This window comes from Salinadaptatus halalkaliphilus (genome assembly GCF_006543045.1).
In the GTDB taxonomy this organism is placed as follows: domain Archaea; phylum Halobacteriota; class Halobacteria; order Halobacteriales; family Natrialbaceae; genus Salinadaptatus; species Salinadaptatus halalkaliphilus.
This window is the reverse complement of the sequence record NZ_RBZW01000037.1, coordinates 1-11,065: the sequence shown is the minus strand read 5'-3', so window position 1 is coordinate 11,065 and position 11,065 is coordinate 1. Positions and strand designations below refer to the sequence as shown.

Sequence of the window (11,065 nt, the reverse complement as noted above, 5' to 3'; positions counted from 1 at the left end):
ATCATACGTATCGGACACCGCTGACGCGGTGTCCTTGTCCTCTTTGATTCGACAGCCACAGCTGAGCGGTATCAACAATCTCCTACACAAGAGCGTCGAGCGAAAATCCGCAACCACTCACAGGTGGCAGAGTCGCTCGACCGCCACGGGTGGAGCGCCAGCAAACTCTGGAACGTTGCCAACTACCACTCCCGAGAAGTGTGGGAGGAGACGGGCGAGATTCCTGACCACGAGGAGTTGAAAGACGAGTTGAAGACCCATCCAAAATACAAGGGACTGCACTCACAGTCCAGTCAGCGGGTTCTGGAGGAACTCGCTGAAGCCTTCAACTCGTGGTACTCTAGTGACGATGACAGGGACAATCCGCCCGGCTATCGCAAAGAAAACTACTACGACCAACAGGGTCGCCGCGTCCACGAAGAACACCCACGCTCAACGGTGACCTGGAAGCAAAACGGTATCCGCCACGACACGAAGAACAACCGCGTGCGCCTCTCAAAAGGGGCAAATCACAAAGAACACCCGAAAGCGTGGGAGTACATCCTTGTCGAGTACGAGACACGGCCCGGCGTCACGGTCGAGAACCTGCAACAAGTCAGAGCCGTCTACGACCAGCAGAAAGAGCGGTGGGAGCTGCACCTCGTCTGTAAGGACGAAATCGAGACGCCCAACGCTCCCGGCACCGAGACGGCGGGCATCGATCTCGGTATCAGCAACTTCGCCGCTGTTGCGTACAGTACCGAGGAAGCCGACCTGTACCCCGGAAACCGCTTGAAGCAAGATGGATACTACTTCCCGAAAGAGATCGCCAAGTGCGACGACAGCGGTGGCGACAGGGCCACGCGACTGCACCACAAGTGGTCGGAACGCCGCACCCACTTCTTCCACTCCGTAGCGAAACACATCGTCCAGCGGTGTGTCGAGAAGGGTGTTGGCCGCATCAACGTCGGGGACTTGGAGGGCGTGCGTGAGGACGAGAGCGGTGAGTCGAAAAACTGGGGCAAGCACGGCAACCTCGACCTGCACGGGTGGGCGTTCGACCGCTTCACCTCGATTCTCGAATACAAGGCGAAGGTCGAGGGCATCGAGGTCGTGGAAGTGTCCGAACGCGACACAAGCAAGACGTGTTGCGCCTGCGGGAGAGAAGACGAGAGTCAGCGTGTTGAACGCGGGTTGTACGTGTGCGAGGCGTGTGATGCGGCGTTCAACGCTGACGTGAACGGGGCGGAGAACATCCGTCTGGACCTGAACCAAAGTAACTCCGAGTCTTCGGCCAGTTTGGGCGAGGATAGGAGTACCGGCTGGTTGGCACAGCCCGGAGTCTACTTTCATGACTTGTCCCACGGATTCTCACCGAGGGCACAAGTGGTAGACTGCAAACCCTAATATCCCAATCCAGCGGTGCGGTGCCGTGGGATTCCTCCGCGTTCACGCGGAGGAGGATGTCAATCGGCGGGACTTGTGGCTCCAACACTGTTTTTCAACGATCAACTGGATGTCGCCCATCATGCGAACGCGTTTTTCCGGGAGTTCGACGGGACGGCCGAGTTCTCGTTTACCGAGCGCGAACGAATCGACATCGTGACCGAGGGGGAGGCAACCGAAGCGACGCAGTTGGCGACTCGTCTCGCCGACGAGGGGTGTCCCGTCCGCTATCTCGAAGCCGAGGACGTGTCCGAACAGTTTCCGCAGTTCGATCTCGAGGAATTCGCGGGGGCAGTTCTGTACGAAGATACGGGGTGGGTCGATCCGTACACGTACGCGACTGCACTGCAGACAACGGCGATGGCTCGCGGAGCGACGTTCGAGCTAGACGTCGAAGTCACCGACATCCGCGTAGACAATGACCAGATCGAGGGACTCGAGACGGACGACGGAACTGTCGACGCCGACGTCGTCGTGATCGCAGCCGGCTGGCGGACTCGATCGCTGTTACCCGACGACATCGACGTTCCGATTCAACCGTATCGAACGCAGATCGTCGTTCTCGAGCCCGAAACGTCGCTCTCCGACGAGTTTCCGCTCGGTAGGGTTGGGACCGAGCACGTTTATTTCCGGCCGGAACACAACGGCGACCTGCTCGTCGGCGGGTCCCATCACACGACGGACGACCCCCGCTCGACTTCGACGGACGCCGACGAGTCGTTCCGTGTCGAAATCGCGGATCTCGTCCCAGAATTTATCAGGGGGTTCGAAGACGCCGACCTCGTCAACGGCTGGGCGGGCGTCGACGTCGCATCTCCCGATACGAGTCCGATCATCGATTCGCCGGCGAACGCGCCCGAGGGCCTGGTCGTCGCAACCGGATTCAACGGGCTCGGGATCATGACATCGCCCGTCGTCGGGCCGACGGTACGAGCTCGACTGACCGGCTCCGAGCCCGAATTTTCGACGGAACCGTTCGCCACGGACCGGTTCGAAGGTGTTGGTGTAGACTTCGATTATATTTCGACATCGGATATCTAATACGAAAGTGATGAGTAGGGGAGACGGTCGATTGGACCCTCTCTCGGGAATGCCTCGCTACCGGTCGGTCTACTGTCTGGGTTCGTGTAGCAGGGAGAACCCGGAATCGATACCGACCAGCGGCGCCGAATGACCGTATTTCCCAACAAGTTGATCAGTGAGAGACGGCAACAATTCTTATACTTGACTGCCGATGTACTAGAGACGCTGGTTCCAAACGCTGCGGGGTGATTCCGGCGACAGCCGGACTCCGTTGGCGGAAACGGAAGACAGCGCGATACGTTCGGATGAATTCCCGAAGCCATCAAACAAACTATGCGTGATCACACATCCCGATCGAGAAATCCGACGCCAGGAACCGCTCTCGGGGGCATGTTTCCCCGATCTTTCGACGACGAGTACGTAACGATCGTTCGAGGTGACGGACCCTGGATTTTCGACGACGACGGAAACCGCTATCTCGATGCCGCTGCCGGAAATCAAAACGTCAACGTCGGTCACGGCCGTTCGGAGATTGCGAGGGTTGCCCGCGACCAGATCGAACGCCTCGAGTACACCTCGAGTATGTTGTTTGCGAACGAACCGGCCATGGAGTTCACCGAGAAGATCTCGGCGTTCACTCCTGGTGGTTTCGAACACACGTGGCTCGTCTCCGGCGGCTCGGAGGCCAACGAGAGTGCGATGAAGTTGGCACGTCAGTATCACTACGAGCGTGGCAACGAGGGAAAGTACAAGGTGATATCTCGACGGCGGAGCTATCACGGGAATACCGCCGGGGCGATGGCGCTATCGGGCTTTCCTGCTCGCCAGACGAAGATGGAGCCACTGTTCGCGAACTTTCCGACATCGGTGAGCGGGACGCCGTACCGGTGTGAGTACTGTGACGGCGAGGGTGGCCGATCCTGCGGGATCGAGTGTGCAAACGACATCGAACGTCTCCTCCAAGACGAAGATCCGGAGACGGTCGCAGCCGTGATCGCGGAGCCAGTTACCGGCGCGGCCAACGCCGCCGCGTTTCCCCACGACGGGTACTTCGAACGGATTCGCGAAATCTGCGACGAATACGACGTACTCTTCATCGTCGACGAAGTCATGGCCGGGTTCGGACGTACCGGCGAAAACTTTGCAATCGAACACTGGGACGTGGTACCCGACATCATCACCGGTGCGAAGGGAATGAGCGGCGGCTATGCGCCGCTGGGCGGCGTGATGATTCACGACCGGGTAGTCGAGCCCTTCCGATCTCTGGAAGATGGCTTCCAACACGGTCACACGTACTGTTTCAATCCGACATCGGCTGCTATCGGTCTCGCAGTACTCGAGTATATCGACGAACACGATCTCGTCGAGAACGCTCGCGAAGTCGGCTCGTACCTCCGCGACCGTTTCGACGAATTTTATCAGTACGACTTCGTCGGCGACGTGCGAGGGAAAGGGTTGATGCTCGGCGTCGAATTCGTCGGCGACCGAGAAACGAAAGAACCGCTCGCGGAAACCGGCGACGAGTTCCGGTCGCTGCTGTTCGAGGCCGGTCTCGACAACGGGATCGTCACGTACCCGGGTGGAAGTCACGTCGGCGGTGACAGCGGCGACCACGCGTTGATCACCCCTCCGTTAACGATCGACGAAGCACTCGCCGACGAGATTGTCGACCGGATGCACGCAACGTTCGACAACGTTGGAGCGGAACTGGCCGACTGATCGACGCGAAGAGAATCGATACCGAATCCCAGCCTCCTCCCGCTCGTAAACCCCCCTCCCGACGTACGTCGTGTCACCGGCCGTAGCATCACTGTTACAATCGTAAGCGGCTAATCCACCGAGAAATCGTGGTATCAGGGCCTCTTCTCCGACAGCCACTCGAAAGAACCCGAGTGGGATTCCCGTGCCATCTTCACACAGCGACGGAATCCCGGCATTTCACGGCGGGCAAGAATGTTACACGTCCATCGTCGATTCAAATATGCTGGTGGTCTTCGTATCCGTTCGAATCTTCACATCGAGGGCCCGATACGAGTGATCGCGAACTCGGTCAGCCCGTGTCGTTCGGCGCAACTCGGATCGCCCTCGAGAATCTCCAGAACTGTCTCGGTGAAGTCGTCCACGCCGGTTGTCGTCGCATCGACGTCGATATCCGCCGCGAGCGCGTCCGCGGTCGACTCGTCGCCCGTCACTTTAACGATCGGAACGACGGGGTGGCCCGACGGGATGCCGTCCGCCGTCCCGTGGACGATGACGTGGGCGCCGGCGGCGGCCAGCCCTGTCGCCGCCTCGGCGAACCGCGACGGAGCGTCGACGATCGCGACATCCGATTCGTGCGTCGCCGGTTCGCCGTACGAGAGAACATCTCGAACCGGGAGGCCGTTCCACGACCGCGAGACCTCGTCGAACGACCGGCCAGCAGCGCGGTGTTGGAGGCCAGCCGTCCGAGCCGGTATCCGGCGTTTGGTCTCGAGCAGCTGCTCGAATTCCCGTCGCGTCGCTTCGTCGGCAACCGCCTCGCAGGCTCGATCCCCGTGCGGAACGAACCGTTCCGTTCCCGCGACCACGGCCCGCCCGCCCGCGTCGACGACCCGCTGGACGAACTCGCCCACGAGCGGGTCCGCGGTCTCGAGCGTCGACCGCTGGACGTCGCTGCTGACGACGCCGACCGTCAGGTCCCCGAGGGTCGCGGCGGTTTCCGCTTCCGACTGCTCGCTCGCGAGCGTCCCTGCGACGTCGATCCCGCGTTCGATCGTTCGATCGGATCCGCCTTCAGCTTGGATCGAGAGTTCCCGAACCGGGACTCCCGACTCAGCGAACCGTTGAGCAACGCCCTCGCTCTGTACCACTTCGCAACCGAGACCGACGACGAGCACCCCGCTGACGTTCGGATTGCGGCCGACTCCGAGGAACGTCCGTTCCGTCTGGTCGTTGTCCGCCCCGAGCTGTGCACAACCATGATCGTGCGGCGCGCTTACGGCCGCCGGGATCTCGTCTGCGATTCGGTCCGCGACGATGTGTGAACAGATCACTGACGGTAAGACGAGCAGCCGGTTTCGCACGCCGATTCGACCATCGGGTCGGTCGAACGCCCGGAACCGCTCGGACTCGAGAGCCGGATCGTCCGTTGAGATACGCGTCTCATCGGCGGTGGTGGTATCGATACCGTCGGACGGCGTCATCGCGGATCACCGCCGGCACCGAGGGCTGTCGCGTCGTCGGCTTCGCGATCCACCCGGCCCCGCGTGCTCGCACAGTTGTGCGTGTGGACCCACGCTCCCGCCGGAACGTCCGCCGTTGCCACCCCGATGACCTCGCCGTACTTGTAGATCTTCTCGCCGGCTTCGATATCCGCGAGCGCGATCTTGTGCCCGAACTCGATCGCTTCCTCGAGGACGACGACGCGACTGCTGGCGCCGCCTGTCTCGCCAGTCGCACTGTCGTCCGATCTCGCGTCGGTATCGACCGGTAGCTCCGTCCCAGCCTCGAGATCATCGAGCGCCGTCGCGACGGTGTCGTTTTCGGCCATAAGGAGTGCCTTGTCGTCGATTACCACTCCCTTCACGGCGACTCACCCCGTAGTTCGACCAGTTCCGCCGGTTGTATCTCGTTGATCGCGAACTCCTCGAGTCGACGACGCTCGGCTTCGGTCCGTCGTCCGCTCGCGACGTCCAGCACGTCCTCGAAGAGTCGCTGGCCGACGTCCTCGAGCGACTCCCCCGAGATGACTGTGCTGGCGTTACAGTCGATGTTACTCGAGAGCCGTCCCCACGTCTTCGGATTGCCGGTGACCTTGATCACCGGCGCGATCGGATTCCCAGTCGTACTGCCCCTGCCCGTCGTGAACACGACGACTTGCGCGCCCCCGGCCACTTTGCCGACGACGCTCTCGACGTCGTAACCGGGGGTGTCCATCAGGACGAGTCCGCCGCCGGCCGGGAGCGGTTCGCCGTAGTCGACGATGCCGCGCACCGGCGTCGTTCCGCCCTTCGAGATTGCCCCGAGGCTCTTCTCTTCGATCGTCGTGAGACCGCCGTCTTTGTTCCCCGGTGACGGCTGTGCGAGACGGAGGTCGACGCCCATGAGCTGGGCCATCCCCTCGCGTGTGTCGACGCGCTCGAGCAACCGCTTTCTGGTCTCGTCGTCGGGGCACCGGTCTGCGAGAATGTGCTCCGCACCGATGAACTCGGGCGTCTCGCTGAACGTCGCCGTTCCGCCGGCTTCGACCAACCGATCACAGGCGTTGCCGACCGCTGGATTGGCCGCGATTCCGCTCGTCGCATCACTGCCACCGCACTCGACGCCGACGATCAGCTCCGAAGCGTCTGCCGTCTCTCGCTCGAGCTCTTCGATCGAGTCTACGAGCGATCGTGCGATCTTCGTCCCCTCGTCGATCGTCGCTTCGGTTCCGCCGGCGTCCCGGATCGCGATCGTCTCCACCGGCTTTCCCGTCCCAGCGATCCGGTCCGCGATGTCGTCGGCGTCGATCGCTTCCGTCCCGAGTGCAACGAGGAGTACGGCGCCGACGTTCGGATTTCGACCGGTTCCGACCAACACACGCTCGGTCTGCGCTCTGGCAGCCTCCGGCTGGCTCGACCCCATCTGATGGGGCGTCGATCGGACGAGTGCTCCGGCCTCGACGGCGATCCGGTCCGCGAGCGCACTCGCCGTCACCGACATCGGGATCACTGCGACGTGATTTCGAACGCCAATAGAGCCGTCTTGGCGACGAAATCCTCGAAATTCAGGCATTGCTCTATCGTCACCAAGGATCCCCAAAAAGATTGTGAGGTGGAAACACGTGCCGTGTTGGCGCCAGCCTCGAGAGTGAGTGGATCGAGACAGAGCCCGATCGATTCATACGGTTTACTGTAAGTCGTTACCGCCGAAACCGCGACCCGTCTGCGGTTTCGGCGGTAAATCGTTACAGCAATCCGTATCAGTTCGTCGCCGACGCCGAGGGACACGACGGAGCGACCAAAATTGAGAGAGCCAAGACACTCGCTGTGCATCTCGATCACGTTTTTCTCGGTGTAACGACACACGGCCTCTCGGCTAGCCGTTCCGCTCGACGACGGGTAGTTCGATATGCGTGGAGTGATCTGCCTCGTGATAGACCGTGTTCGTCGCGGTCCGATACGCGCGATCGCCGTACAACGGGCCACCCGTATTGTGGTTCACGTCGTAGCGCGGATAATTCGACGACGAGATATCGAGTCGAATCCGGTGTCCGGCTTTGAACGTGTTTGCAGTCGGATACGGCTCCATGTAGAACTCGTAGATCTCGCCGGGAGTCACGAAGTCCGGTTCACGGCGATAGCCGCGATAGCGAGCCCGGCAGATCGAGTCGGCGATGTTCAGTCCGAATCCGTGCGGAACGTCTTCGCTCGGTGGATATTCGTCGATCAGTTTCGCCGTGAAGTCGGTATCAGGTGCATCCGTGGAGGCGAAGACGCGCACGCGGAGCGGCCCGGCTATTTCGACCGGCTCGGACAGCGGCGGTGTCCGGTACGTCACGATGTCGGACCGGCGCTCGAGCGGGCCATAGGGGGGCTCTGCCCCAAACGTATCCGGTCGGGTGCGTTGGTCGTAGCCGCCGCGACCGGTAATGCTCAGTTTCGGTCGATCGGCCAGTGTCAATTCATCTATCGATTCGTCGCGGGGTTCGAACGTGTAGTACGAGGAGCAATTGCCGCCGATCGTCGGAACCGGATCCCGGGGATCGAAGTCGTAGGACGTACTCGAGTTTCGGACCGACGGACGGTCAGTTGATAATGTGCCGTCCTCGTGGATGAAGTACGTCTCCGACATCGTCTCCGGGAGTGGCCACTCGTCCGCAGCCGCCCACTCTCCGCCGTGTGCGAGACGGCCGTCGGCAGTGGTCACGCCGTCCCTGGTTCCCATTCGGAAGTACTGAACACGTGGGTGATCGGACCACGTATCGTCGTCTTGCAGATAGTGATCGAAAAAGCGTAACTGCGTCTCGAGATGATCGACAGCGGCGCTCTCTCCGAAGTCGATTTCACCGGAGTACGTCCGCGTCCAGGTATTCTGCCCACCGTGTGTCCACGGTCCCATGATGAGAAAGTGTTCGCTGTCTTTGCTATCGGCGAGCGCTTTGAAGTTATCGACGGTCGCTTTCGCGTAGGAATCGTACCATGCGCCCGCGTACACTGTCGGCACGTCCGCCATCTCGTCGTAGTAGGCGGAGAAGTTGAGAGACGGATCCTCCCAGTGCTCGTCGTCGCCGTCCCGCGTGAGATAATCGAACAGATAGGTTTCGTAGTTCGGTAGCGTTCGCAACGGTGACTGTCCTGGTAGGAGTGGATCGTCGCCGAGGTACTCTCGAGTGTCGACCGTCGCCAGCAGCCGCTGTAGATTCGGATCGTCCAAGCACCGCTTTGCCCCCTCTGCACCTAATGTCAAGGTCCACGTCAACCAACGAAGTTCGAACGCGCCGTTGTGTCTGAGCGACGATTCCCAGGCGTCCGCTGCGCCCTGGTTGACGAACATCGCCGCTAGCCCGTCGGGATTTTGGGTCGCGAGTGCGGTCTGCACCCAGGCCATGTACGACGTGCCCATCGTCCCGACCTGCCCATCGCAGTAGGGCTGTTCGGAGAGCCACTCGACAGTATCGGCACCGTCTCGCGCCTCGTTTTTCAACAGGTAAAATTCTCCGTCGCTGGCGTACCGACCTCGAACGTCCTGGATCGCGACCACGTATCCCCGCTGCGCGAACCAGCGACCCCGATTTTCGACCCGATCACGCGACCGCTTATCGTACGGCGTCCGAACCAAGAGAGCCGGAACCGGGTCGGTGATCGGTTCACCGGAGTCCTCGTCTATCGGCCGGTAGATGTCGGTCGCCAGTTCGGTTCCGTCTCTCATCTCGACCGGCCGATCGAGGTACGCGGCAACACCGTGTTCTGGGCTCGAAACCATACCCCGTAATCCACACTGGCCAGAATAAAAGTGATGGACAGGTGAAAACTCAGTCCGTCACAAAGCCGTTAGTCGAGAAGCCCGCTTGCTGAGTTGTGTCTAACAAACAGCAACAAGTGGACAGTGAAATCCACGGAAACCAGCTCCGTAACTTTCTCATCGACGTTCTCACCGGTGTGTTTACGCTTGACCTCGGAGAGAAGGCTGGAATCGACCCAGAGGATATTTTCGAGGTCTTCGTCGGCGGCTGACTGCAGCCGACACGACACTATTCACCAGTCGTCGATTGGTTGAGACGGTACTCATACTGTTGGACAGAACTATTCAACGATCGGTCGCAGTACTGCGGCCGTTACCGTAAGGACGGCCGCGAATTCGCGACCGACGTTTCACTGACTTCTGTCCGACAGTATCACTATCTGATCTCGACCCCCACACAGGACGACTGTGCCGAATACTACCGTGGATTGGTACAGCATTGTACGAGTGATCCGGGAACGGGTGCAGCGATCACCGGTACAGACCGACAACGGTCCGTATGAAACACCCCGTCCGATCGAGTCACAGCTGTACTCGACAGTTGATCGAAATACCGGGGCGGCGACTATCGGTTTGCGACGATCGCAAGCGTCTCCGGACGGTCGTGAACGCGTTCGGGAGTGAAACCCGCGCCCTCGAGTTGGGCCGCAACCTCGTCGGGGCCGAATCGTTCGTCCATCGATGGCCCGTCTTTGCCAGTTCCGGCTGCCGACCAGTCGATTGTGACGAGGCGGCCACCGGGTCGAATCACCCGAGCGAGTTCCGCCATCGTCTCGTCGGTGGCGTACTCGTGGTGGGTCATCGTCGAAAATGCGCCGTCCAACTGCCCGTCGTCGAACGGTAACGAGCCGATGCCGCTCGTGAGCAGTTCGACGTTGTTCGCGACGCCCTCTTTACGGTGGCGGTCGTGCATCTCCGCCTGGATATCGACGGCATACAACGTGTCGACGAACGGGGCGACCTCCCGTGAATAAAACCCCGTCCCCGATCCCAGATCGGCGACGGTTGCATCGGGCTCGAGAGCGAGCATCTCGAGCAATTCCTCGCGCGAACAGAAGCGATAGCGTGACGGATCCTCGAGTTTGTCCGCGCGTTCGACGGGAAACGTGTGGAAACCCATAGTGATGGATTTGGGCGGCGGTTACAAGAGTGTGACCGTTCGTGTTTGCTCGTCGAGAAGACGCCGTTGGACGGCTGCAGCAAAAGAACCCCAGTCCGCTACGCCGTCGAACGGAGCAGCGTAATCGTTACCCGATTCCCCTGTGGGTTTCGCTCTGTGTGAGAGATGAATCCGCCGGACATCGTCACGACCCAGTTAGCTACCCAGAGGCCGAGCCCGGAGCCATGATGAACCGGCGATTCCTCGTCACCGAGAAGACGAGTCCGATCGAGGTCGGTGATGACCGAATTCGAGTCCTCTATGTGCACGTTTACGACTGCCTTCTTTGTGGGTTCCGGTGGCAGTACGACGTTGCCACTTTCGGCGGTCACGGAAACGGTCGGTGTCGGATCCGACGAATGTGTCATCGCATTTTCGATCAACGCTCTTGTGTAGCACTTTGTTGATTTCACAGTGTAGCTTTGATAGCGTGTTTGAGCGCTTTTCTCCCCGGTTTTCGAAATAGTTTCCGCCGAA

The 11,065-nt window shown here is 60.6% G+C and carries 10 protein-coding genes; 4 read left to right on the top strand and 6 right to left on the bottom strand.

What is annotated here, in order from left to right; all coding sequences use genetic code 11:
• The first annotated feature begins 105 nt into the window (after positions 1 to 105).
• From D8Y22_RS13850 to D8Y22_RS13840, 3 genes are all read left to right on the top strand, one after another.
• Positions 106 to 1,386, top strand: coding sequence for an RNA-guided endonuclease InsQ/TnpB family protein (locus D8Y22_RS13850; RefSeq protein ID WP_141465293.1), 1,281 nt, complete (start codon positions 106 to 108; stop codon positions 1,384 to 1,386).
• 75 nt (positions 1,387 to 1,461) lie between these two features.
• Positions 1,462 to 2,466: an NAD(P)/FAD-dependent oxidoreductase gene (locus tag D8Y22_RS13845; protein WP_246084450.1), complete on the top strand. Its 1,005-nt coding sequence runs from the start codon at positions 1,462 to 1,464 to the stop codon at positions 2,464 to 2,466.
• 372 nt (positions 2,467 to 2,838) lie between these two features.
• On the top strand, positions 2,839 to 4,167 hold the full coding sequence (locus D8Y22_RS13840) for an aminotransferase family protein (protein ID WP_174811857.1): 1,329 nt from the start codon (positions 2,839 to 2,841) through the stop codon (positions 4,165 to 4,167).
• A gap of 293 nt (positions 4,168 to 4,460) precedes the next feature.
• On the opposite strand, the gene D8Y22_RS13835 is transcribed toward D8Y22_RS13840, so the two are convergent.
• From D8Y22_RS13835 to D8Y22_RS13820, 4 genes are all read right to left on the bottom strand, one after another.
• Entirely contained in the window at positions 4,461 to 5,630 is a 1,170-nt protein-coding gene (locus D8Y22_RS13835) for a UxaA family hydrolase (protein ID WP_141465290.1), read from the bottom strand.
• Entirely contained in the window at positions 5,627 to 6,013 is a 387-nt protein-coding gene (locus D8Y22_RS13830; protein ID WP_141465289.1) for a UxaA family hydrolase, read from the bottom strand. Before D8Y22_RS13830 ends, D8Y22_RS13835 begins: the two co-directional genes overlap by 4 nt.
• Positions 6,010 to 7,200: a UxaA family hydrolase gene (locus D8Y22_RS13825; protein ID WP_141465288.1), complete on the bottom strand. Its 1,191-nt coding sequence runs from the start codon at positions 7,198 to 7,200 to the stop codon at positions 6,010 to 6,012. Before D8Y22_RS13825 ends, D8Y22_RS13830 begins: the two co-directional genes overlap by 4 nt.
• 303 nt (positions 7,201 to 7,503) lie before the next feature.
• Positions 7,504 to 9,390 carry a CocE/NonD family hydrolase gene (locus D8Y22_RS13820; protein WP_141465287.1) on the bottom strand — a complete coding sequence of 629 codons (1,887 nt, stop codon included), beginning with the start codon at positions 9,388 to 9,390 and terminating at the stop codon, positions 7,504 to 7,506.
• Between the two features lie 95 nt (positions 9,391 to 9,485).
• Between D8Y22_RS13820 and D8Y22_RS22425 the strand changes: the two genes are divergently transcribed.
• Positions 9,486 to 9,641 (top strand): hypothetical protein, encoded by a 156-nt coding sequence (locus tag D8Y22_RS22425; RefSeq protein ID WP_174811856.1) that lies wholly within the window; start codon positions 9,486 to 9,488, stop codon positions 9,639 to 9,641.
• Positions 9,642 to 9,994: 353 nt separating this feature from the next.
• Here D8Y22_RS22425 and D8Y22_RS13815 read toward each other — a convergent pair whose 3' ends face one another.
• Together D8Y22_RS13815 and D8Y22_RS13810 are read right to left on the bottom strand one after the other, a co-directional pair.
• A complete protein-coding gene (locus tag D8Y22_RS13815) occupies positions 9,995 to 10,549 on the bottom strand; it encodes a class I SAM-dependent methyltransferase (protein WP_141465286.1) in 555 nt (184 codons plus the stop codon).
• A 98-nt stretch (positions 10,550 to 10,647) separates the two neighbouring features.
• The gene (locus D8Y22_RS13810; protein ID WP_281282401.1) at positions 10,648 to 11,001 is read right to left on the bottom strand and encodes an ATP-binding protein; all 354 of its coding nucleotides are present in this window, start codon (positions 10,999 to 11,001) and stop codon (positions 10,648 to 10,650) included.
• Positions 11,002 to 11,065 lie beyond the last annotated feature (64 nt).

Excerpts from the sequence above, each read along its gene's own strand:
- D8Y22_RS13825 (WP_141465288.1), bottom strand. The coding sequence starts at position 7,200 with ATGCCTGAATTTCGAGGATTTCGTCGCCAAGACGGCTCTATTGGCGTT.
- D8Y22_RS13835 (WP_141465290.1), bottom strand. The coding sequence starts at position 5,630 with ATGACGCCGTCCGACGGTATCGATACCACCACCGCCGATGAGACGCGT.
- D8Y22_RS13815 (WP_141465286.1), bottom strand. The coding sequence starts at position 10,549 with ATGGGTTTCCACACGTTTCCCGTCGAACGCGCGGACAAACTCGAGGAT.
- D8Y22_RS13820 (WP_141465287.1), bottom strand. The coding sequence starts at position 9,390 with ATGGTTTCGAGCCCAGAACACGGTGTTGCCGCGTACCTCGATCGGCCG.
- D8Y22_RS13840 (WP_174811857.1), top strand. The coding sequence starts at position 2,839 with ATGTTTCCCCGATCTTTCGACGACGAGTACGTAACGATCGTTCGAGGT.